A 24,135-nucleotide genomic window follows, 5' to 3' on the forward strand; every position below is an offset into this window, starting at 1 on the left:
GTTATTGAAAAATTAATATCGTTACGATGAAAGAAAGCACGGAGGCGATTAAGCCGTACATAAAGATATTATAGGCAATTCTAAGCAAGCGGTATTTTCTGCCGAGTACAACTCCTTGTGAATAAACGTCTTTAATTAAAGTGCCGTATAAAAAGTTGCGGTCTTCCATCACGGTGCGCATGCCCTCGTCGTATTCCTGCAGGCCCATCTTATAAAAATTGCCGAAAAAGAGTAAGTTTACCTTTTGCTCCTTCATATCTTCCGCTGAAAAAACGCCGTTAGGGATATAAGGACGGGTCGCCAAAATAGCTGTTACCATGGTCGACAAGCTCACTGCTAAGAGGACAAACGTAGGTAATACAAGGTGTTCATTGCTGTCCAGTTTTCGCAGCAGCAATGCAATAATGACCGATAGAATAATCGAATTTACGGTAATGAGGATGTTGCTTTTGTTATCTGCCATATCGCTCAACCGTTGATTATTGGTAGAAGTAACCCGAAACATCGTCTCAATTCCTCGATCAGGGCGTTTGTCTTTCTCTTTTTTATTCTTTTTATCGTCTTCCATAATTGAAGTACGGTCGGCTTTTGTTAAGGAGTCCAAATTCTTCCGTTTTTTGTCATTCAAGAAAAGGTTAGCATATTCGGTATGATAGCGGTGTTTTTCCATTAAATCAATCGTGCCTTTACGCCACGCCTCTTTGTCAATCGCTTTACCCCGGCAACGTTCTGCTTCTTTTCGCATCAACTTGTTTCGTTCGTTAAAACCATCACTTCCGAAATGGTATAGATCGGCGTCGCAAAGAATCTTCTCCAGCAAGTTTTGTGGATTTTGTGGCATTCGCGTGGCAATAATACAGTTCTTAACGGCGTCCACAAGGGCATCTTCCACCTGCCTTTCCCGTAAAAAGCGTTCGGCGATCTCGGCACTCCGTACCTCATGCTTATCGGGTGGCCCGGTGTAATAGCCCACATCGTGAAAGTAAGCAGCAATTCCGACAATAAAATTGTCTCGCTCCGATAGTTGGTAATACGCTCCTATTTTCTTGGTGGCATCCACTACTTGAAGGGTGTGCTTCATATCATGGAAACATAAGGCCGTGTTGTTCCGCGCATGGATGTAATCCTTGATCCAATTTTCCGCCTCTTGGGTAATAGCCTGGTAATCCATCTAATTTTTTTGGCATTTATGAACAAACTTAGTCAAATTGCGAGTATAATACAACGCATGTCAAAGCGATTTTAATGTGTCATTGGCTTAAATGTCAGTGCGGCTTAAGCCGGCTAGTTCTGTTGCAAAGTTTTTCCGGGCGTTCTTTTCGTATGGGGATAAAAAGGAAGGACTGTGGTAAACCAATCTCTTGGACAAAAACGTTTCCAAAATGTCGATTCGACCTTTTCGGTAAGCTCGGTCTGAAAACACCACATACTCCTTTCGTATCTGTTGGGCTTGTCCGCATACTTTCTGCAACTGTTTATGAAATCTGCTTTTAACATTCCATCTATCTGAAGGGATTCCGAAGGTAACAACTTGTCATAAAAAAAATGGTGCAGTGACATACTGTTGTCAGCCGCCGTTTTTTTCTTTGGTTTATTAAAATTTATCAATTATGATGCAAGAAAAAATAGGCTTCAAAAGCGAGTCGGCAGCCTTTACCACCTTGGTGAGAAATTACGTTGATTACAATTTATGGACCAATATGAAACTGATTAACTGGTTAAAAACAAAACCGGAAGAATTGTTAGAAAAAGAGGTGCCTTCCAGTTTTTCGAGTATTTACTTAACCTTGGATCATATGCGGAAGGTGCAAGACTATTGGTTTTCTGTAATCAGTAAAAAGGGCGGTTTCAGAGGCGAAGCGGGTTTGATTCCCCTTGATGAAACTATGTCGCGTTTGGTGGAGCAATCAGCCCAGATTACAGATTATGTGAATGCGCTGGAAGGAAGTCAATTACAGGAAGTGATTTTGGTTGATAGTCCTTGGTTTACCTGTGAGTTTTCAGCGTCCGAATACATAATACAGTGTGTGAATCACAACACCTACCACCGAGGACAGATTGTTAGCATTGGCCGACAATTGGGATTTATCGATGCTCCCATGACGGACTATAACTTCTACAATATAATGGGCCAATAATAAGACGGGCGGGGTGGTGTTTTTGGTAAGACGGCGATGCGAAGCGAGTAGACGTGGTGGTTTTTGTTTCTTTATTTCTCCAAATGCATGAGATTTTAATGGTTTTCTTCATTTTTGATGTGCGGTTTCCGGTAATTGGGTTATTTTTTGGTCGATTCCGGAGAAATGCCTTTGTTGGTAATAAAAATGTATATATTTACGCGACTAAATCGTATAAATGAAGTGAAAGTTAAACTATTCTTAAGATCTATTTTATTGTTTGCTGTCCTAATCAACGTCGTTCAAGCGCAGAACAAAGCGGAGAAATATGTTTTGGTTATACATGGCGGCGCAGGGACTATCGAGCGCGGGCGTATGACTGCAGAGCAGGAGCAAGCCTATAGGGATAAATTAAAGGAAGCCCTGCAAGTCGGTTATGATGTTATAAAACAGCACGGTAGCGCATTGGATGCCGTGGAGAAGACTGTAAGGGTGCTGGAAGACTCCCCTTTGTTCAATGCAGGGAAGGGGGCGGTTTTTACGCACGACGGGAAAAATGAGTTAGATGCTGCTGTCATGGACGGAAAGACACTAAGTGCAGGTGCGGTGGCAGGGGTTACTACTTTGCGGAATCCCATCAGTGCGGCGCGTGCCGTAATGGAAAAGTCGGAACACGTGTTGCTCGCCAGAGAAGGTGCAGAAGCGTTTGCTAAGGAAGTAGGTTTGGCAATAGTGGATCCTTCTTATTTTTATACAAAGGAGCGTTGGGACGGTCTCCAAAGAGCGCGCCAACAAGATGCGAAGAAGCAGGTAAATCATGCTACTGAGCGACTCGGCGGAGGCATTCAGGATTATAAGTTCGGTACGGTAGGGTGCGTAGCCTTGGATGATCAAGGTAATCTGGCAGCAGGTACATCAACGGGCGGCATGACCAATAAAAAGTTTGGAAGGATCGGCGACGCTCCAATTATCGGTGCGGGCACCTATGCCAATAATGAGTCGGTAGCAGTTTCCTGTACGGGGTGGGGAGAATTTTATATCCGAAACGTAGTGGCCTACGACATAGCTGCGCTTATGGAATATAAAAACCTGAGCGTGAAGGAAGCTGCTGAAACGAGCCTTGCCAAGGTGGCAAAAGGTGGTGGTAATGGCGGCTTAATCGCATTGGACAAAGAAGGAAACATGGCGATGCCTTTCAATACCTCAGGCATGTATCGGGGCGCTGTAACCGAAGAAGGTGTAGTGGAGGTAGAAATTTATAAAGATTAACTAGCCGGTTCAAAAAAAATGCAAAGCTACTACGGCTGCTTTAGCATACATCGCTCTTTTTTCAAGACTTCGATAAAATCCTGATTTTTAAAATCTGATTTTAAACGTTCACCTTCTTGCTTATAATAGCGATTCAATTCTTTCCGATGCATTGCCGTAATAAAGCGCTGTATTTCGATCTCATTTTCTAAGATAAGCCCGGGCACCTGAACGGGCTTATTTGTTTGCTCATCTAAAGCAACCATCGAAAAATAACTGGAATTTGTGTGTTTAATGGCATGTGTTTTTACATTTTCTGCTAGCACCTTAATACCTACAACAAGTGACGAATTGCCCACATAATTTACCGAGGCGAGCAATGAAATAATTTCACCCACTTCTACAGATGCTCGAAAGTCAACCAAATCAATGGAAGCGGTAACGCAATAGGTTTCAGCATGCTTGGCGGCACATACATAGGCCACTTTGTCCATGAGTGATAAAATAACCCCGCCATGTATTTTTCCGCCAAAGTTTGAATACGACGGAATCATGAGCTCAGTCATGACTGTTTGAGATTCAGCAACCTTTTTAAAATTATTCATAAATTAAGATCGTTTAATTAGTTCGACATCCGCTATGAGCGCTATTTCCTCCGACAGAACCATGCCGCCAGCTTCCATTAAAGGGTTGTAGCTGAGTCCAAAATGCCTTCTATTTAGGGTTCCAGACACTTGAAAGCCAGCTTTGGTTGTATTCTTCTCTTCCGCCATGCCTCCGAAAACTGCCAATAATGTTATTTCGTTCGTAACATCTTTGATTGTGAGCATGCCTTTTAATATAAATTCGCCATCCTTATCTTTCGGCTCTAAGCTCGTGGACCTGAAGGTGATATGCGGGTATTGGGCGACGTCAAAGAAGGAGGACGACTTAAGGTGATCATCGCGATAGGCTTCGTTTGTGTACACGCTGTTGGTATCGATGGTTAAGTAAACCGAGGCATGCGCGAAACTGTCCGGCTTTTCGGTATCGACCGTTCCCTCAAATGTGGTAAATAGGCCGGTCACCGTAGAAATAAGCATGTGTTTTACTTTGAAATGGATTTCTGAATGTTTGGTGTCGATTTCCCATTTTGTCATATGCGTCAACTGCAAAAAATAATTTATTAAAAAAGTGAACATAAAATGCTACGCTGCGGATATTTCTTGGCACGCTCGTGAAAGGCCTAGATGTAGTCCAAAAAATGAGATTGTTATGGACATCCACTTATAATCCTCACTTTTGTTGCAAATCCTATCCTGCTTATGAATAGCTTTGCTCAAGATAGGGAATATTGTGTGACCTATATTCATAAGAATGTTATAAAATGCCTTTTTTTTGATAAAATAATCGATTTGGGAGAAGCGGCTTATGTCATTGAAAACTTTACGGAGGAGCAGTTCTCGGCTATTTTAGTATAAGCATGCAGTCGGTTTAAGCCTCACAGAGGCGGATTATGTATTACCCCTCATCGATCGCTGGTGGAACCCTTCAGTAGAAGATCAGGCAATTGATCGCGTCTATCGAATCGGTCAGCGGGAGAACGTCATCGCCGTAGGGTTGATTTGCAAGGGAACGATAGAAGAAAAAGTACTGCAGCTACAGCAGGGCAAAAATGAGCTTTTTGGCAAATTATTGGATCTGAACCTGTTAGCAAAAACGGCCTTTTCAAAAGAGGCTCTATTGCGCTTACTATCCCAAGAGCCGTCTAAAACCTAAGTTAAGGTTTTAGGACGTGTTGCTGCTCTTTAAAGAGGCGGCAAAGAAAGGTTGATTTGGATATTCGTGCTTCGAGGATAGGCATGAACATACTCCTTATAGTAATACTCAGGATGTCTGTCCAGCGGGACATTCGCCATCAGTTGTATACGCGCTCTTCCCAAATCAACGTGAGCTAAGAAAGCCGGGACGCTTCGCGAGAAAACCCACCGGTTGCTAGACCAATATACATATCCTCCGCGATGTGGATCGTAAAACGTACAGTAGTCCCTAAAATAAACATGGTGCTTCGCTCGATAGCGATGGGCACTCGCCCATTTCGGATAGCAGTGGCTATAATGCTTTTGATGATATTTTATTTGCTTCTTGGCGTATTTAGGATTCTTTTTATAACGGTTCCCATGGTCTCTAGCCCTATTGCGATACGCATCGTGATGGTCATTTCTGTGTTGACGTTCCTGCGCACGTCTGGGAGCGTCGCGATGCTGTGCCATTGCATCAGAATAGCTCAAAATACTTAAAAGGACAAAACATAATGTAATAAATTTGGCTGTTTTCATAGTCGTTCATTTTACATCTTATTTGGAATGCGTACAGCGAAAAAGGTTTAAAATATAATCTTCGTAATCCGGCTGCAGGTTACCAAAGGAAATGGAAAATATTGTGAAGGTTCTTGATGGCTTTTGAATAAACATTTTTAGAAAAAAAAAGCCCCACTTGGGGAGTGGGGCCGAAACCTAAGTTTCAAATCAACCTAAACCTGCTCTGTATTTAACACATATCGTGCCAATAATATAATAAAAAAAGTTTCAAAACTACGGGGAAGCCTCTTATTTGTTTCTTGATTTAAGTGTTCTGATATATCTGGGTAGTTCTTAGTTTGTTATAAATTACACTAAAGATTTGATCTGATAAAGGGGGTGTTTTAGTAACGGATAAGTTACTCCGTTGAATGTTAAATCTACAGTAGTTGTTGTAACATTTGTCGTCGGGAAACGACTAATGTTCAAAAAATAGATCAGATGAGTAGAAGCAAGCAGTTTTTTGTATATATTTTGATGCAGCTTTTCGTTTATGCCGCGTTCGCGCAACAAGTAAATTTGCAAGGAAGGATAAAGGGGCAGGTGATAGATTCTTTAACGAATAAACCGATCGACTTTGCTACTGTGACACTTTTAAAAAGTGGCTCTTCGCAGTCGGTTACCGGCGCACTGGCCAATGAAGGCGGTACATTCAGTCTAGAAAAAATACCGGTTGGCAGCTATAAACTGATTGTAAGCGCCATGGGATACAGCGCAAAAACAATCGATCCGGTTAAGATCACCGAACAGGCCAGCTCCCTTGATATGGCCAACATCTTATTAAAGCCATCTGCCACCGAACTCCAGGCGGTGGAAATTACCGGTCAAATTCCTGTGGTAGAAAATAAGGTGGATAGACTTGTATATAATGCAGAGCAGGATGTAACGGTAGCAGGAGGGAATGCTGCCGATGTGCTAAGAAAAGTGCCGCTCCTTTCGGTCGATATGGATGGCAATGTATCGTTGCGGGGAGACCAAAACGTCCGTATTTTTATTAATGGAAAGCCATCAGGAGCCATGACAAATAATGTAGCCGATGCCTTACGTATGATACCGGCCGACCAAATCAAAAACGTTGAAGTCATTACCAGCCCGTCGGCGAAATACGATGCGGAAGGTACCTCGGGAATTATCAACATCATTACTAAAAAGAAAGATGTGGTCGGTATAAACGGCTCCATTTCCGGGGGTATTGGGACACGGCAGAACAACTTTAACGGGAACGTGAATATGCGTAAGGGAAAGCTGGGGGTAACGGCCAACTTAGGTACGATGTGGGGATGGCCGGTAACAACCGATGTAATGTTCGACCAGCGGTCTTTGACCGATCAGCCTTTGATTTCTCAGAATAGTGCCAGCACCACAAAGCGTGGCGGAGGAAGAGGAAGTGTTAGCGTCGATTATGACATCGATGATAACAATCTGGTAACCTCTTCATTCAACTACAATAAGTTCCGAATGGAGACGGATGGCGATATGACTTCCATTTATAACGGCCTTAACCAGATTCTCAGTAACTCCGAAAATGAAATCAAGTTTCATGGTTTCGATTGGAGTGCGGACTATACGCATAAATTTGCAAAGAAAGGGCAAGAACTTACTTTTGCAGGTCAGTACTCCAGAAATAACAATAATACAGATTATAACACTTTATACCGGCAAACGGGTTTCAGACCAAACGAGCTCGGTTATAATAACGGCGTAAATGATGAGCTCACTTTTCAGGTAGACTATACGCATCCTTTCAAGAAGGCGGTGCTGGAAGTTGGTGCAAAGGCTATCCTGCGGGATATTTCATCAGCCGTGACTGTAGATACCATGTTACAGGATGGTTCCTACATTAACCATATGCAGCGGTCATATGATTTTGGTTATAAGCAAAATGTTGGCGCTGGCTATTTTACAATTAGTGTGCCGTTCGCTAAAGACTATGAACTGAAGGCGGGTGCCCGGTACGAGTACACGCTTTTAGACGGCGATGCGGTAGCGGAGTTTCCTGCTTTCGAAAACAACTACCACAATTTGCTGCCAAGCGTGGTATTGTCAAAAAAGCTTGGGCAGATGTCCAGTATCAAGCTTAGTTACAATCAGCGTATTCAAAGACCAAGCTTATTCTACTTAAATCCTTTTAGAAACGAAGCAGACCCTGTGAATCAACGGCAGGGCAATCCAGAGTTGGATCCGGAATTGTCGCATAATATAGAATTTGGGTATTCAACAATGATCAAAAGTACCATTTTGAACGCGTCACTTTATTATAGACGTACCAATGATGTGATTGAGTCGATATATACAAACATCGGTACAGACGATCAACCCGTCGTCTTGCAGAGTTTTGAGAATATCGGCCGGAATAACTCCTTAGGTACAAATTTGTTCGCTTCGGTAAATCCAATTAAGATCTTAACCTTAAGAGGAAATCTTAACTTGTATACCTACGATATCAATCTGCAGAATGTTGATAATAGCTTGACGTCCCAAGCGGATAATGTTTATTGGATGTACCAAGCTTTTTTAAGTGGTACGGTAAATCTAAAAGGCGGATTCATCGCTGAAACCTTCCTTATACTCAATGCTCCAAGGCGTACGTTTCAAGGGTACAATCCAGCTTTCAATATGTGGAGCATTGGCATGAAAAAGGAGATTTTCAACAAACAGGCCAGCATTGGATTAAATATTATCGATCCGTTTAACGAAAAGAAGAATTTTAGATCGAAGATTCAAACTGCTAGTTATCAGCAAGAGTCGAACTTCGCCGTGCCGTTCCGCTCATTCGGGCTAACTTTCAGTTGGAAGTTTGGTAAAATGAATTACAACGCGAAGCCGCGAAAAGAGAGAGGCATCCAAAATGATGACCAGAAAGCTGGTGAAAGCGGACAGGGACAGCAGCTGCAATAATCATTTTAATCGCATAGTGAAAGCCGAGGCAAGTTTTTTGACTCGGCTTTTTTACTTATTATTGCTTATATTTTAAGTAATAAAGGCGTGGCGGGCCACGGAAGAATGTCGCCCATATCAAACTATAATTAAATATTTTCGCCGTTATATGTAACAAAGAAGGGGCAAGCCTGTCAAATATGAATATTTACTAAACCAAGAGCGCTTCCATAGCATCGCAACAATCGACACATATGAATAAAATAAAACTAGTGAAGGGCGGTTTATTACTTGGCATGCTTGGCTTTGCCGGTATGCTGAATGCCCAAGAGAAAATCCAATTCAAAGAATTCAAGCTGGACAACGGATTGAATGTCATTATGCATCAGGATAAAACCACACCGATTGCAGCTGTTTCGGTATTGTACCACGTCGGGTCAAAAAATGAAAAGCCGGATCGAACAGGCTTTGCCCATTTCTTTGAGCATTTGCTTTTTGAAGGTAGCGAACACATCGGTAGGGGAGAATTCATGAAAAAAATACAAGGCATTGGAGGGACGTTGAACGCTTATACGTCGAACGACCAAACGTATTACCACGAGGTGGTGCCGTCCAATTATTTGGAAACCGCCTTATATATGGAAAGCGAGCGTATGTTACATGCCAAAATTGATTCGGTAGGCGTGGAAACACAGCGGGAAGTCGTCAAAGAGGAAAAGCGTCAGCGGATGGATAATCAACCCTATGGCTCCATATTGACGGAAGTACTGAAACGCGCTTACCACAAGCATCCCTATCAATGGGCGCCGATAGGATCGATGGAACACCTGAATGCGGCATCCCTACAGGAATTTATGGACTTCTATAAGACCTATTATGTTCCGAATAACGCGGTCTTGTCTATCGCGGGTGATATCGACTACGACCAGACGGAAAAGTGGGTGCGCAAGTACTTTGCCGAAATTCCGAAGGGCGAAAAAGAAATTGTAAGACCTTCCATAGTAGAACCAAAACGCAACGAGGAAATCAGGGACATTGTCTATGATAACATCCAATTGCCTGCCGTCGTGGAGGCGTATAATTTGCCTCGAAAAGACAGCCCCGACAGCTATGCACTTAATATGCTGTCGACCTATCTGGCAGGTGGAAAGAGCTCGTTGCTTACCAAAGAAGTGGTAGATAAACAGCAGAAGGCTGTGCAGATTATGGCCTTGCCCTTAGACCTGGAAGATGGCGGCCTCTTTTTGTTTTTAGGTATTGCCAATATGGGCGTGAGCGCCGATTCACTTGAGATCGCTATTGATGAACAGATTGAGAAAGTTCGGACTGCGGGTATAACCGACAAGGATTTTGCCAAGTTAAAAGCACAGACTGAAAATGCGGTGGTTAGCCGCCATGCTTCAGTGGCCGGTATTGCGGAAAGTTTGGCGGAAGCAAAAGTCTATTATGGCGATGCAAACGATGTAAACAAAGAGCTTGCTAATTATAATAAGGTAACAAAGCAAGATTTACAACGGGTTGCCCAGGAATACCTAAACAAAAATGGCAGAGTTGTTTTACATTACCTGCCTAAAAAGGCTGAAACAAAATAGGTTTGTTTATCAATAAAAAAATAAGCTTCGATAGCGAGTAGCTTTCAAAAAAATAGTTATGAAAAGAATTTGTATATATACGCTGATATGTTTTCTATCGATTGGCCTTTCTCATGCGCAGGTTGATCGTACAAAATATCCTGAGCCGGGTCCCGCCCCTCAGATTAATATAGGCGATGCCGAAACATTTACATTGCCCAACGGCCTAAAAGTCTTTGTGGTCGAAAACCATAAACTCCCCCGTGTCACTTACTCATTGATGTTAGATCGTTCTCCTTTGTTGGAAGGAGACAAAGCCGGCCTCACCAGCCTGGTAGGAGATATGTTAATGGGAGGAACCAAAAGCCGTACCAAGGATCAAATCGATGAGGAAATTGATATGATTGGGGGACGTATCTCGTTCGGATCTACTTCCGCTAATGCGAGTTCGTTAACGAAGTATCAGGATAAGTTGTTGACCTTGTTTGCAGATATATTATTAAACCCGTCTTTTCCGCAGTCGGAACTGGACAAGCTTAAGAAACAAGCGATATCCGGTATTGCCAGCTCAAAAGACAGTCCCGATGAAATTTCAGGAAAGGTTTCTAATGTTGTATTGTATGGGAAAGATCATCCCTACGGAGAGTTTGCAACCGAGAAGACGGTTTCAAATGTCCAGGTAGCAGACATCAAACAGTATTATAATACGTACTTCAAGCCGAATATCGGCTACTTAGCGATTGTTGGCGATATCACCAAGCAAGAAGCTGAACGCTTAACAAAACAATATTTTGGTGATTGGCAGCAAGGAGAAGTGGAAAAGTCTACATGGCCGATTCCTGCCGCACCGCAGGGAAATGAGGTGATACTAGTCAATCGTCCAACAAGTGTGCAGTCGGTAGTAAACATAACGTACCCGCTTGCTTTAAAGCATAACGATGCGGATGCGATTCCTGCTCAGTTATTGAACAATATTTTGGGCGGCGGCTCGGCGGGTCGATTGTTTACCAATTTGAGAGAGCGCAAAGGATACACATATGGGGCTTATTCATCATTGTCGCCCGATAAGATCGTAGGGAATTTCAGTGCGAGTGCAAGCGTACGAACCGAAGTAACCGATAGCGCTATCTATGAGTTTTTGGAGGAGCTAAAAAGGATTGACAAAAAGACGATCACCGAGCAAGAAGTGGCCGATTCAAAAGCGATATTAAGTGGTAGCTTTGGACGTTCTCTCGAGCAGCCCGCCACGATAGCGCGTTTTGCTATCAATACAGAGTTGTATGATCTTCCAAAAGATTATTATAAAAACTATCTTCAAAATCTGAATGCAGTTACAGTCGAGCAGCTGAATACGCTGGCGCCTAAATACATCAAGCCCGCTAATGCCTATATTGTGGTTGTAGGGAATACCGACGCTTTCAAAGATCAAGTGGCACAGTTTGGTGCGGTGAAATATTATACAAACACAGGTGAACCAGAAGTGAAAACCAGTGTACAAGATAGTAGCTTAACAGCAGAAAAGGTAGTGGATAAGTATTTGGATGCCATTGGTGGCAAGGAAAAGCTGGCGGACGTTAAAACGCTGAAAAGTGTTCAGGAAGCAGAAATTCAGGGGATGAAGATTACGGCAGAACTTTTGGTCGATCAAACCAAGCCTATCGCGGTACAGTCGATGAAGATGGGGCCTCAGGTGATGTCTAAATTTATTATTTACCAAGACAAGGCTACCATGATCAACCAGGGGCAAGAACAAGAAGTACCAGCGGAGATGTTCAAGTCGTTAAAGAACGCGCTTGAGATTTTTCCGGAACTAAATTACGCCAAGAATGGAACAAAGTTGTCGTTGGACGGCATGGTGAAGGCTAATGATGAAGACGCCTATAAAGTAATTGTCACAAGTGCCGACGGTACGAAATCGGTGAACTATTACAGCGTGGCCAGTGGGCTGAAACTGAAGTCGGAAAGTGCAAGTGACGGCGAAGCGGAAATTAATGAGTATAAAGATTATAACGGAATTAAACTGCCGGCAGTCAGTACGATTAAGAGTCCAAATATTCCTGTGCCACTAAAAATGGTGGCGGTTGAACAGGTGATCAATCCCGCTTTTAACGAGGCAGACTTTCAATAGTATAAGATAAAAAGGTGTTATTGAGGCTTCCAATAACACCTTTTTTATTTGTTATTCAGTACATTGTTAATGATTATTGTTTTCGGTAATGAATTCGTAGTTGATATAGTCGGTCTTCCTAAAGCCGAACTTCTCAAACAATGTCTGCGAGTTGATATTGTCAACCTTTGTTGCCAAATATACTTTGCTTTTATTGGTCTTCTTGCTAAAGAAAACCGCTTCGCTTAATAGCGATTGTGCTACTCCCTGATGCCTGTATTCGTCGACAATGTAAATGTCGTTCAATAACCATATTTCCTTAATTCCGGCTGGCGTAAAAAATGGGAACAGCAAGGTAAAGCCGGTAATGCTATCGTCTATAATGGCGATAAAAATGATACAGTCCTTTTTTGTCAGACGATCTCTTAAAAACTCCCTCCCATCTTCCAGGTTATAACCCAATCCGGCAGTTGTTCGATACTCAGCAAATACTGCAGCCAGCGGTTCCAAGTCTTCCAAATTGGCTTGTCTTATTTTCATTTTTCTTATCTCTGATAAAAGCGCCACCTATAGCAAATGCAACTTTGCTTGAAAGATAACAGCTTCATGATCTAATGAATTATTAACCATCTTTCTTCTTTACTAATGGAGCCATTAAAAAGTAGTATGGTTTGCGTTCTCATAATTTAATACAAACCTACTATAAAATTCTGCGATTTCTGTCATATAATAAATAATTAATTGAATTTTAATGTGTCGCGCCGTGCTGCTTTGCATAACAGGGCATGACAGTTTCATGCAGTGGATGCTTTATCTTGCAGCACATGATAACCAACAAGAACCTTAGTATACTATGCAAGCATTATTAGGTGTAGTTTTTCATTTTATCGGCGGTTTCGCTTCGAGTAGTTTTTATATACCTTACAAAAAGGTGAATGGCTGGGCTTGGGAGAGCTTTTGGATCGTCGGGGGCTTATTCTCATGGTTAATTGTACCTCCATTGGCGGCTTGGTTGACCATTCCGGATTTCGGGCAGATTATCAGTCAAACTGCAGTCTCCACACTCGGGTATACTTATTTATTTGGCGTTCTGTGGGGAATCGGCGGCTTAACTTACGGCTTAGGGGTTCGATATTTGGGCGTGTCATTGGGCAGTAGCATTATGTTAGGCCTAAGCATGGTTATTGGTTCAATGCTACCTTCCATCTATTATGAGCTCTTTCCACAGGATGGCAAAGACACTATTAGCATGTTTTTTGCGAGTGCATGGGGTTTGTACACCTTGCTAGGTCTTGTTATTTGCATTGTCGGCATCTATTTGTGCGGTCTAGCGGGTGTTAGAAAAGAGCGCGATCTCGGTGGCCATAGCGACGCTAGCGGAAACAAAGAGTTCAATTTAAGTTTGGGTTTATTGGTGGCCATCGTTTCAGGCGTGCTAAGCGCGTGCTTTAATTTCGGGTTAGAAGCGGGCAAGCCCATGGCGATGGTTGCGAATGAGTTCTGGAAGGCCACGCACCCTGGTCAGGGTGAATTCCTGTTTCAAAATAATGTAACCTATGTGGTGGTACTTTGGGGCGGGCTTACGACGAATTTTATCTGGTGCTTTATTTTAAATCTGCGCAACAAAACATTTGGGGATTATGCGGACGCAAAAACACCCTTGCTGAAAAACTACCTGTTATGTGCTTTAGCTGGAACTACCTGGTATCTTCAGTTTTTCTTTTACGGAATGGGTGAAAGCAAACTAGGAAATGGCGCCAGCTCGTGGATCCTGCATATGGCCTTTATTATCCTATTGGCGAATGTGTGGGGGGTGGTATTGAAAGAGTGGAAAGGCGTTAGCAAGAAAACCTATGCGACGATCGTCGCGGGTATCCTGGTTATCATTTTTTCTGTTCTCGTGGTGGGCTTCGCCAAAGAAATGGGATAATGTATTGCCAAAATCATGTTTCGTATAAATTAATGGCCACAGCGCCTTAAAAATCGGAGTAAAAAATAATAAGAATATGTCTGAAGTAGAAAAAAGAAAATCATTTAAGCATGTTAGCTATCTATGGGATGACCAAGAGGCCGCAAAACTCGCAGGTGACGAAGTAGGCTTATTGATCTATCGTTCGAATCTTTTAGGTGCCGATTTACGACTCACCAACTACGGTGGTGGAAATACGTCGTGTAAGGCCATGGCGACAGACCCTTTGACCGGCGAGGAGGTAGAGGTAATGTGGGTGAAAGGCTCGGGGGGAGACTTAGGTACGCTGAAAAGAAGTGGCTTGGCAGCGCTCTACGTAGAGCGACTGCGCAACCTAAAAAAGGTGTATCGCGGGATTGGGCAAGAGGACGAGATGGTGGAGCTTTTCAATCACAGTATTTATGATTTGGCTTCTAAAGCGCCTTCTATCGATACGCCGTTGCACGGCTTTTTACCATTTAAGCACATTGATCACCTACATCCCGATGCGGCCATCGCCATCGCAGCAGCCAAAGATGGTAAGCGTATTACACAGGAACTGTTCAACGGGACTATCGGCTGGGTGGACTGGCAACGGCCCGGGTTTGATTTAGGGTTGAAGCTTAAGCAGTGTCTGGATGAAAACCCCGGCATTCGAGGTATTATGCTGGGCTCCCACGGACTCTTCACCTGGGGCGATACCGCTTATGAAAGTTACATCAATACGTTAGAAGTTATCGAAACTTGTGCTGATTACTTAGCGCAGCATTACGGGAAGAAAGGGCCTGTTTTCGGAGGACAAAAAATTGAAAGCCTATCATCCGAGCTTCGGAAAAAGCAGGCCGCAGCACTCGCACCGGTATTGAGGGGTTTTTGTTCTTCAGAACGTCCGATGATTGGCCATTTTACTGATGACGAACGCGTCCTCGAATTTATAAACTCCAATGATTTGGAGCGATTGGCGCCGATGGGTACGAGCTGCCCGGACCATTTCTTACGAACCAAAATCAGTCCCTTGGTTTTGGAATTATCCCCCGAAGAGGATCTCAGCGATGTAGAGCAGTTAAAAGCACGGCTTAGACCGTCGTTCGAAGCATATAGGGCGATGTACACGGATTACTATGAAAGCTGTAAGCATCCCAATAGTCCTGCTATCAGGGACAAAAATCCGGTGATCATTCTTTTCCCAGGGGTAGGTTTATTTTCCTTTTCAAAAGACAAACAAACCGCTAGGGTGGCGGCTGAGTTTTACATTAACGCCATTAACGTCATGAAAGGCGCAGAGGCGATATCAACATATACCTCTTTGCCGCGTCAAGAGGCTTTTAATATTGAATATTGGCTGTTAGAAGAGGCGAAGTTGCAACGGATGCCTAAGCCAAAGGCCTTATCAGGCAAAATCGCGCTCGTTACCGGTAGTGCGGGGGGAATCGGAAAGGCTATCGCCGTTAAGTTTGCAGAAGAAGGCGCTGTAGTGGTTATAAACGACAATGATGAAGAACGACTGAGAAAGGCGGATGACGAATTTAAAAATCGCTTTGGAAAAGATGCCTATATAACAGCTAAACTCGATGTAACCAGCGATGCGGAGATTGCTGCAGCCTATGATGCAGGAAGTTTGGCTTTTGGCGGCATCGATATTGTTGTTAACTGTGCCGGGCTCTCGATATCGAAACCCCTACAAGATCATACCGAAAGAGATTGGAACTTGCTTTACGATGTGCTGGTCAAAGGCCAGTTTAAAGTAACGCAACAGGGTGTCGCTGTTTTAAGAAAGCAAGCGATAGGAGGGGACGTTATTAATATTGTCAGTAAGAATGCCTTGGTATCGGGGCCAAACAACGCCGGATATGGTTCGGCCAAGGCGGCGCAATTGCATTTAAGCAGGCTGAATGCGGCTGAACTTGGAGGCGATAAAATCCGGGTGAACGTCGTCAATCCGGATGCAGTAATTTCAGATAGTAAAATATGGGAAGGTGCTTGGGCCGAAGGAAGGGCAAAAGCCTATGGTGTGAAAGTAGAAGAATTGCCTGCCTATTACGCAAAACGTACCCTGCTTAATGAGATTATTTTACCCGAAGATATTGCGAACGCTTGCTTCGTTTTTGTTGGCGGCTTGCTTAATAAATCTACCGGTAATGTGCTGAATGTTGATGGTGGGGTAGCGATGGCCTTTGTGAGGTAGCTGATTTTGCTTAATAGTAATTAGCTGAATATTGAATGCTATTTAGTAAATTCACGCATAACAGCAGATAACCAATAATGCGTATAAATTATGAATATAGAGAAATATAAAATAGAAGAGTATAATCAACAAGCAAATACAAAGCATGTGCGAAAGTTGGAAAGCCTTGTTGAAGAAATAGCTGATTATCAAGAAGTAATGCAGAAGCTCGTGGACTTCCAAATTGCTATCCCGAGTTGGGCCTTGGGTTCAGGGGGTACTCGTTTCGGGCGCTTCCCTGGAGGAGGTGAACCGAGAAGTTTAGAGGAGAAAATAGAGGATGTCGGTCTGTTACATGCTTTGAACAGGTCGAGTGGTGCTATTTCTTTACATATTCCGTGGGATGTGCCGCAGGACTATCAGGCAATCAAAACATTAGCAGCGCAATATGGTCTCAGTTTTGATGCGATGAATTCGAATACCTTCCAAGACCAGCCTGATCAGACACATAGCTATAAATTCGGATCGATGCAACATGTGGAAGCTGCTGTGCGTAAACAAGCTGTTCAGCACAATATTGAGGTGATTCAGCATGGAGTAGAACTAGGTTCAAAGTCGCTTACAGTTTGGCTATCCGATGGATCCTGTTTTCCTGGGCAGCTGAACTTTCGTAAAGCTTTTCAACGTACATTGGAAAGTTTGCAAGAAGTATATGCAGCCTTACCGTCCGACTGGAAGATGTTTGTGGAGTACAAAGCTTTTGAACCGAATTTTTATTCAACAACGGTCGGAGATTGGGGGCAGTCCTTGTTATATGCCAATAAGCTCGGGCCACAAGCCTATACCTTGGTGGACCTGGGGCACCATTTGCCTAATGCTAACATTGAACAGATTGTCTCCCTTTTGCTTATGGAAGGTAAGTTGGGCGGATTCCATTTCAATGATTCCAAATATGGGGATGACGACTTAACGGCAGGCAGCATCAAACCGTATCAATTATTCTTAATTTTTAATGAGCTGATTGAAGGCATGGACGCAAGGCAAATGAACCACACGACCGATTTAGGTTGGATGATTGATGCTTCGCATAACGTTAAAGACCCGCTGGAAGACTTGTTACAATCCGTTGAAGCAATCATGCTGGCTTATGCACAAGCACTATTAATCGATAGAAAGGCACTGGCTGCCGCACAAGAAGAAAATGACGTAACAAAGGCGCAAGAGATATTGCAGGCGGCTTTCCGGACAGATGTTAGGCCGCTCGTGGCGGAAGCCCGCCTACGTGCAGGAGGCGCGTTAAACCCGATCGAACTATATCGCTCGCTGCGTGTTCGCCAAGAATTAATCAAAGAAAGAGGTTCAAAAACAGTCGCTACGGGATTATAGTTTTGAAGACCTAAGGTTTGAGGTAAAAGCTGTAAGGTTGGATTATCAGAATCCGTTGCCTTATGCCTTCCGCCCTAAGCCTTGGACCTATAATGTAAACCAATAACGTACAACCAACGATGAAGATACCGGTTATAGCCATATTTGATGTAGGAAAGACGAATAAAAAGCTATTTCTATTTGATGAGCATTATCGAATCGTATTCGAGCGGTCGGCTAGATTTACAGAAAGGGTAGACGAGGATGGGGATCCCTGCGAAAATCTTGCCAGCCTTCGTCTATCTGTTTTCGACTCTTTGCATGAAGTGTTTAGAAGGGATGAATTTGAAATAAAAGCGATTAATTTTTCGACCTATGGCGCTAGTTTTGTATACATCGACGAAAGTGGTAAACCGTTAACGCCTCTTTATAACTATTTAAAGCCTTACCCGGAGGCCTTGAAAGAGAAGTTCTATACTGAATACGGAGGGGAAGAGCAGGTTGCTTTACAAACAGCTTCTCCCGTATTAGGAAGCTTGAATTCCGGTATGCAACTCTATCGATTGAAACATGAAAAGCCAGCGGTGTTTAATCAAGTATATAGAGCCTTGCATTTGCCGCAATACATGAGCTTTTTAGTGTCCGGTAAAGTGTATAGTGATATGACCAGTATTGGCTGCCATACCGGTTTGTGGGACTTTCAAAAGAATGATTATCACGACTGGGTAAAGCAAGAAAAGATCTTGGAAAAGTTGGCCCCCATTGTGCCGGCCGATTCGGTTTTTCCAGCTTCTTTTCCTGGGAACAATTACGCCGTGGGAGCCGGGTTTCATGACAGCTCGGCCGCTTTAATTCCCTATTTAGTAAGTTTTACCAAGCCCTTTGTGCTTCTTTCCACCGGCACCTGGTGTATCAGTTTAAATCCATTTAATGAAGCACCCTTAACGATTTACGATCTAAAATCAGATTGCCTGTCCTATATCCATTACCAAGGTAAGCCAGTCAAAGCTTCCCGTTTATTTGCCGGTTATGAACATGAGCAGCAAACGAAGCGAATAGCGGCTCATTTCAATGTGTCTACCGCTAAATTTAAGACCGTTGCATATGACGCTGTTTTGGTGGAGAAATTGAGGGAACCAACAAGATCGGATTTTAATTTAAGTCCGCAGGAAAGTTTAGCCGTATTCAGTAAAAGGGACTTGACTCAGTTTAACTCCGAGACCGAGGCGTACCACCAGTTGATGCTCGACTTGGTTAACGCGCAGAAGATTTCGACAGAATTGGCAATCGGTACTTCCACGGTCAAACGGCTTTTTGTAGATGGAGGCTTCGGGAAAAATGTAATCTACATGAACCTGTTGGCCGAAGCGTTTCCTCAAGTGGAGGTGTTTGCTGCCTCCATGGCCCAAGCAACGGCCATAGGCACAGCCTTAGCGATTCATCGCGCATGGAATAGCCTGCCTTTTCCAAATGATATTATCGAGCTGAAATATTACGCACCGGTAAAAAAGGTGGCCTCTTAGCATTCTTGGCAAACAGTAATCAACGCTCGGCTTGTGTTTCCAATTTTTTGATCGTATAGAACGAACACCATGCTTAATTACATTTCTGCATCCATCTTTTCCAATGCACCAGCATCCGGTATCTTATTGCTAACCAGCCAACGCTTAAACGCTTCGGCGTCATCGGCAATATAATGCACAATGGTACCGTCAGTCAGTAGCAGGGTGAACAGCTCCAGATTGCTTATGTATCTTTTTATTTTATGGGCTGGGTACACGAAACCCTCTAAGTGCGTATAGACAGTTTCCATAAGCATTGCTGGTTTTAATTATAGGCCTAAATTATAGGTTTTACTTTGTAAATACTTGGTTTATAAAATGTTGGTCAATTAACGCGAAAGTTTGTGTAGGGCTGTTTATTCGCTTGCAGTCAATACGACAACGGGCCTTGTTCGGTGCTAGCTTCCCTAACTATTTCCGTTAAGTATATTTCCTGTTAGGAAAAGGATGACTTAATTGATAGCCTATACTCAATAAACATAATAGTCGTTGTAGCGCCTATTGATGTAAACGGTTATAGGCGCTAAAGTTGTACCTAATAGTTTATCAATTGTATATGAATTTCTATGATAAGTGGTAAATTGCTCGCTAAGCGAATAAGCCAATGTCTCATATCAAAAATTATGAAGTATTTTTTAGCTACATGCGGTCTCTTACTCGGTTTAATGTTTTTTAGCCCCTGTGAAGCTCAACAGAACGGATTCATTAATTATGTCCAGCCCCTTGCCGGAACGGCAGCCAGTACAACAAGTGCTGCAAAAAAGCACAGCGAAGCGAACTCGGAGCAATACGCCAATACAGTTCCTGCGGTGGGAACGCCTTTTGCTATGACGCAATGGACACCACAAACGCGAAAAAAGGAGCAAAAATGTGTTGCTCCCTACTATTACAGTGATTCCTTGATAAATGGCTTTCGGGCCAGCCATTGGCTGAGTGGGTCTTGTACCCAAGATTATGGCAGTTTTAGTATCATGCCGGTTAGTGGTTCTTTACAGAAAGCGCTGCAGCAAGCTGAAAGCCCTTTTTCACACAATAGCGAACAAAGTAGCCCGGCTTACTACCAGGTCATATTAGACCACTATAAGCTAAGGGTGGAATTGACCGCGAGTTCGAGATGCGGTATTATGCGTATTACCGCTTTAAAGAGCGACAGCGTCTATGTATTGGTAAACGCGAATAGCGACGAAGAACAAGGGCAGCTTCACATTACTGAAAATAATGAAATCGTTGGAAAGAATCCGGTTTATCGCATTTATCAGGGTTCCGGCGAATATGCGGGTTTCGATGGGCACCTGTTTTTTAATGCGGAGAAAGTGCCGCAAAGGAAGGGAAGTTTTAATAAGGGAACGCCGGACGGAAAAGTTAGCGTAAAGGGAGGCGAAACAAGCGGTGTCTATATGGGCTTTTTCTTGAAAAAAGGCGAGACCCTCTGTCTGAAAATGGGAACCTCCTTTACCGGTGCCCAAGGTGCCGAACAAAATTTGCGACGGGAAATACCCTCTTGTGCATTTGAGCGTGTTAAACAGAGATCGACAGATTTGTGGGAGGAAAGTTTGGAGAAGATTCGTATTCGCGACAACGATGAAGGCCGCAAACGGATTTTTTACACGGCAATGTATCATGCTATGCAACACCCACGCTTGTTTAACGACGTCGATGGACGCTATCCCAAGTTTGCCCACGATAATGAATACGAAAGAATCAGAAATGGCGCTTATTACGACGATTTCTCCATGTGGGATATTTATCGTGCACAGATGCCCCTATTAGAGATTGTGGAGCCACAACTGGTAGACAATATGGTTGCTTCGCTGCTGATAAAGGGTGAACAAGGCGGCTGGTTACCCATTTTTCCCTGCTGGAATAACTATACAGCAGCCATGATCGGCGATCATGCGGTGTCGCTCATCGTTTCTGCTTACCTAAAAGGAATCCGGCAGACCGAAGCGGAAAAAGCCTATGCGCTCATGCGGAAGAACGCATTTGTTGTGGCCGATTCACTTGCCTATCACCAAGGAAAGGGCAGACGTGCCTTATCATCCTATCTTCACTTTAACTATATACCTATGGAAGACAGTGTGCCCGTTGCTTTTCATAAAAAAGAACAAGTAAGTAGAACACTGGAATATGCTTATGATGACTATGCTTTGGCCATGTTTGCACAATACTTGGGAAAAGAGACCGATTATGAGCAACTGCTCATACGGGCAAAAAATTATCGGAATGTTTTTGATAAAGAGGTGGGTATGATGCGAGGGCGATTTGCCGACGGAACCTGGTATGAGCCTTTTAATCCCGGAAAAAGGGAACCCTATATCACCGAAGGGACTGCCCACCAATATACTTTCTATGTGCCGCAAGATATCCCCGGTTTGGCGAAAGTAATGGGAGGACAAGTGAAGTTGGAGCAATGTCTTGATCGTTTGTTCTTGGGTGGGGGCTATTGGCACGGTAATGAGCCCGGACATCAGATACCCTTCCTATACAACTATACGCGTTCACCGTGGAAAACGCAGGCGCGCGTGCGACAACTGTTGGAAGAAGAGTATAGCGATGGTCCGGGTGGACTTAGTGGCAATGACGATGCCGGACAAATGTCGGCTTGGTATGTTTTTGCTTCGCTTGGTTTTTACCCGGTGGATCCGATCTCAGGTAGTTATCTATTGACAAGTCCTTTTTATAAGGAGTATGAAATGTTGCTGCCTGACGGTAAAAAGTGGATAGTAACTTGTGATAAAGACCCGGAAGACCATCCCTATATCCGGTCGGTTAGATTAAATGGACGAGATCTTGGGAGAAATTATATCCGTTACGAAGAGATCATGAGGGGTGGACAGCTTGAATTTTACCTTGCAAAAGAACCTACAGCGTGGGGAGCTAATGAACAAGAACAGGTAAAAGGACTTGCGGAGCGGTAGACCTAAAAAGAGGGGGGCTAAAAAGGTCTAATCTTACGTCATCTCGAGTGGAACGCAGTATAGCCGAGAGATCTAACATATCGATTTTCGGTGATATAGATTTCTCCATTTTGCTTCGCTCCAGTCGAAATGACGGCTGTTTAAGAGTTTTTAGTCCCCCCTTTGAACATCATTGTCTTTTATAATGATAGACTAGCTATTTCGATTAGTTAACGCCTGTTCGCGTATCCCACCACATTTGCTGTCCCCAAACATAATCCGATACGTTGGTTAATGCCGCATCGAGATTCTCTTTATTATAAAGATACTCGTTGTTTGGATAAGGAAGACGGAAGGGCTGATCGTTGTGTGCGTCTCCATATATTGAATTTAAGGACGGATAATTCGTAGAAGGAATACCCGTTCTACGGTATAAGGTCCACGCTTCAAAGTTGTTTTTAAATTGTGCGACCCACTCGTCCCACCAAATCCGTTCTGTGGTATTATCCCATTTGCCCTTGCCGGCAAGGTAAGCGTCGGTAGCAGCCTGGCTTATGCCATTATCTTCCATGGATAGGCGTACTGCTTTTTCGTACGCATCCTGCGCACTGATGCCTACATTGTAACCAAGCATCGCAGCTTCTGCGATTATGTAATAGCTTTCGCATGATTTAAAGAAGGGTGTGAAGCCTGCGGCATTATTCATATAGCGGTCGCCAATAAATGAAATACTCGTCAATATCGGTGGAGCGCTCGCCGCACCGTTTTGATAGCCGCGGTACTCGCCGTCTGATGCCACATTGGCTACACTACCGATACGCGGATCTTCCATCTCTTTTAAATGATCAATAAAGATGTCAGCCATGCCAAAGTTGTCCACTCGTTTGCCGACATAACCGTTGTTATACCAAGGCTCATAATAAGGCGCCGCGCCTGGCCAAGTTAAGTAGCAGTTGTGGGCATTTGCATCTATTACCGGATATTTATCGGGATTAGTACAAATTTCTTCAATAGTTGTTCTTGCTAACTCCGGCGATACGGAAGAGATATGTATGGCCATCCGTAGTCGTAGCGAATTGCAGAAGCGTTGCCACTTTTGCATGTCGCCCCCATAAATAAAATCGCCATCGCCAATCTCATCTGTACCAAAGCCACCGGTCATTTCGTCTGCAATTGCTTTTAAGCTAGCCATTACTGCTGGATAGATGTCTTCTTGTTTGTCGTATTTTGCTTTTAGGATATTTCCTTCACTTTCTGGGCCCTTGAGGGCTTCCGAGTAGGGTACGTCACGCCAGCCATCAGTCAAGTATTGCCACATATAACATTGCCATAAGCGGGCTACTAACCGAATGTTCTTATAGGCATCGGCGGATTCTTCAGTTTTTGATAAAAGATCCTTTAGTTGGGTGTTGTTATAATAGCAGGCTGCCCATCGGTTGCCATAGGTGTTGTTAGTAGGAGTAAGTCCCGCCATATAGTCCAAGTATTGGATCTTAACAATATAACCGGCAAACGTACCATATCCATCCACATCACCTCCGAATTGTTCACCCGTATTCCGTATAACGTTTGCCAACATATTCGTTGCAGGGACTTCCGAAAGAGCGTCTGGATCTGTATTGATCTCTTCGAAAGATTTTGTACATCCACTTAATAGGCCAAGCACGGCGAAGGTGGATATTGCCATAAATCTGTTTAATATTTTCATGATTTTTATGTTCTCCTGTTAAAATGTGATACCTAACTTCAATCCAAAACTGCGTGAAGTGGGAACCGAAGCTTGTTCAAAGCCCACGCCTCGACTGTCGCTGGATACACCACCGGTTTCGGGATCGAGACGCATGGTGTTCGACTTATCTACCCAGAGTAAGGCCAAATTAGACCCGACTAAAGAGATATTTGCTCTTGAGATACCTTTTATTCTTTGTAAGTATTTTTGT

General features: G+C 43.5%; 19 protein-coding genes. 11 read left to right on the forward strand and 8 right to left on the reverse strand.

The features are described 5' to 3' along the window. Position 1 precedes the first annotated feature (1 nt). Complete coding sequence (locus tag EPX21_RS02230) at positions 2-1,171, reverse strand: Pycsar system effector family protein (RefSeq protein ID WP_134088055.1); 1,170 nt, start codon at positions 1,169-1,171, stop codon at positions 2-4. A 439-nt stretch (positions 1,172-1,610) separates the two neighbouring features. Between EPX21_RS02230 and EPX21_RS02235 the strand changes: the two genes are divergently transcribed. Together EPX21_RS02235 and EPX21_RS02240 are read left to right on the forward strand one after the other, a co-directional pair. Next, positions 1,611-2,138, forward strand: coding sequence for a DinB family protein (locus EPX21_RS02235; RefSeq protein WP_134088056.1), 528 nt, complete (start codon positions 1,611-1,613; stop codon positions 2,136-2,138). Positions 2,139-2,360: 222 nt separating this feature from the next. After that, entirely contained in the window at positions 2,361-3,386 is a 1,026-nt protein-coding gene (locus tag EPX21_RS02240; RefSeq protein ID WP_240768480.1) for an isoaspartyl peptidase/L-asparaginase family protein, read from the forward strand. Positions 3,387-3,415: 29 nt separating this feature from the next. Here EPX21_RS02240 and EPX21_RS02245 read toward each other — a convergent pair whose 3' ends face one another. Together EPX21_RS02245 and EPX21_RS02250 are read right to left on the reverse strand one after the other, a co-directional pair. After that, positions 3,416-3,970, reverse strand: a complete 555-nt coding sequence (locus EPX21_RS02245; RefSeq protein ID WP_134088058.1) for an acyl-CoA thioesterase — start codon at positions 3,968-3,970, stop codon at positions 3,416-3,418. Between the two features lie 3 nt (positions 3,971-3,973). Then, the gene (locus tag EPX21_RS02250) at positions 3,974-4,504 is read right to left on the reverse strand and encodes a YceI family protein (protein WP_134088059.1); all 531 of its coding nucleotides are present in this window, start codon (positions 4,502-4,504) and stop codon (positions 3,974-3,976) included. A gap of 165 nt (positions 4,505-4,669) precedes the next feature. Between EPX21_RS02250 and EPX21_RS22575 the strand changes: the two genes are divergently transcribed. Then, positions 4,670-4,825, forward strand: a complete 156-nt coding sequence (locus EPX21_RS22575) for a hypothetical protein (RefSeq protein WP_166670662.1) — start codon at positions 4,670-4,672, stop codon at positions 4,823-4,825. Between the two features lie 327 nt (positions 4,826-5,152). Here the strand turns inward: EPX21_RS22575 and EPX21_RS02260 are convergent, their stop codons facing one another. Next, the gene (locus EPX21_RS02260; protein WP_134088060.1) at positions 5,153-5,683 is read right to left on the reverse strand and encodes a hypothetical protein; all 531 of its coding nucleotides are present in this window, start codon (positions 5,681-5,683) and stop codon (positions 5,153-5,155) included. Positions 5,684-6,145: 462 nt separating this feature from the next. Between EPX21_RS02260 and EPX21_RS02265 the strand changes: the two genes are divergently transcribed. The 3 genes from EPX21_RS02265 (at position 6,146) to EPX21_RS02275 (ending at position 12,280) form a co-directional block, all read left to right on the forward strand. Next, on the forward strand, positions 6,146-8,602 hold the full coding sequence (locus tag EPX21_RS02265; protein ID WP_240768482.1) for an outer membrane beta-barrel family protein: 2,457 nt from the start codon (positions 6,146-6,148) through the stop codon (positions 8,600-8,602). Positions 8,603-8,835: 233 nt separating this feature from the next. After that, the gene (locus tag EPX21_RS02270; RefSeq protein WP_206105981.1) at positions 8,836-10,173 is read left to right on the forward strand and encodes a pitrilysin family protein; all 1,338 of its coding nucleotides are present in this window, start codon (positions 8,836-8,838) and stop codon (positions 10,171-10,173) included. A 58-nt stretch (positions 10,174-10,231) separates the two neighbouring features. Continuing rightward, positions 10,232-12,280, forward strand: coding sequence for a pitrilysin family protein (locus EPX21_RS02275; RefSeq protein WP_134088062.1), 2,049 nt, complete (start codon positions 10,232-10,234; stop codon positions 12,278-12,280). A 66-nt stretch (positions 12,281-12,346) separates the two neighbouring features. Here EPX21_RS02275 and EPX21_RS02280 read toward each other — a convergent pair whose 3' ends face one another. Further along, positions 12,347-12,799: a GNAT family N-acetyltransferase gene (locus EPX21_RS02280; protein WP_134088063.1), complete on the reverse strand. Its 453-nt coding sequence runs from the start codon at positions 12,797-12,799 to the stop codon at positions 12,347-12,349. A 313-nt stretch (positions 12,800-13,112) separates the two neighbouring features. On the opposite strand from EPX21_RS02280, the gene rhaT reads away from it, so the two are divergent. The 4 genes from rhaT (at position 13,113) to EPX21_RS02300 (ending at position 19,259) form a co-directional block, all read left to right on the forward strand. Then, positions 13,113-14,189, forward strand: coding sequence for an L-rhamnose/proton symporter RhaT (gene rhaT / locus EPX21_RS02285; protein ID WP_134088064.1), 1,077 nt, complete (start codon positions 13,113-13,115; stop codon positions 14,187-14,189). Between the two features lie 76 nt (positions 14,190-14,265). Further along, entirely contained in the window at positions 14,266-16,392 is a 2,127-nt protein-coding gene (locus tag EPX21_RS02290; protein WP_134088065.1) for a bifunctional aldolase/short-chain dehydrogenase, read from the forward strand. Positions 16,393-16,482: 90 nt separating this feature from the next. Continuing rightward, complete coding sequence (locus EPX21_RS02295) at positions 16,483-17,757, forward strand: sugar isomerase (protein WP_134088066.1); 1,275 nt, start codon at positions 16,483-16,485, stop codon at positions 17,755-17,757. Between the two features lie 119 nt (positions 17,758-17,876). Beyond that, a complete protein-coding gene (locus EPX21_RS02300) occupies positions 17,877-19,259 on the forward strand; it encodes an FGGY-family carbohydrate kinase (protein WP_134088067.1) in 1,383 nt (460 codons plus the stop codon). Between the two features lie 77 nt (positions 19,260-19,336). Here EPX21_RS02300 and EPX21_RS02305 read toward each other — a convergent pair whose 3' ends face one another. Next, complete coding sequence (locus tag EPX21_RS02305; RefSeq protein WP_134088068.1) at positions 19,337-19,549, reverse strand: hypothetical protein; 213 nt, start codon at positions 19,547-19,549, stop codon at positions 19,337-19,339. Positions 19,550-19,921: 372 nt separating this feature from the next. Between EPX21_RS02305 and EPX21_RS02310 the strand changes: the two genes are divergently transcribed. After that, positions 19,922-22,216, forward strand: coding sequence for a GH92 family glycosyl hydrolase (locus EPX21_RS02310; RefSeq protein WP_240768483.1), 2,295 nt, complete (start codon positions 19,922-19,924; stop codon positions 22,214-22,216). A 205-nt stretch (positions 22,217-22,421) separates the two neighbouring features. On the opposite strand, the gene EPX21_RS02315 is transcribed toward EPX21_RS02310, so the two are convergent. Both EPX21_RS02315 and EPX21_RS22880 read right to left on the reverse strand, forming a co-directional pair. Next, on the reverse strand, positions 22,422-23,903 hold the full coding sequence (locus tag EPX21_RS02315) for a SusD/RagB family nutrient-binding outer membrane lipoprotein (RefSeq protein ID WP_134088070.1): 1,482 nt from the start codon (positions 23,901-23,903) through the stop codon (positions 22,422-22,424). A gap of 18 nt (positions 23,904-23,921) precedes the next feature. Continuing rightward, complete coding sequence (locus EPX21_RS22880) at positions 23,922-24,071, reverse strand: hypothetical protein (RefSeq protein WP_206105982.1); 150 nt, start codon at positions 24,069-24,071, stop codon at positions 23,922-23,924. Positions 24,072-24,135: the final 64 nt, after the last annotated feature.

It is taken from the genome of Olivibacter sp. XZL3, assembly GCF_004368405.1.
Lineage (GTDB): Bacteria > Bacteroidota > Bacteroidia > Sphingobacteriales > Sphingobacteriaceae > Olivibacter.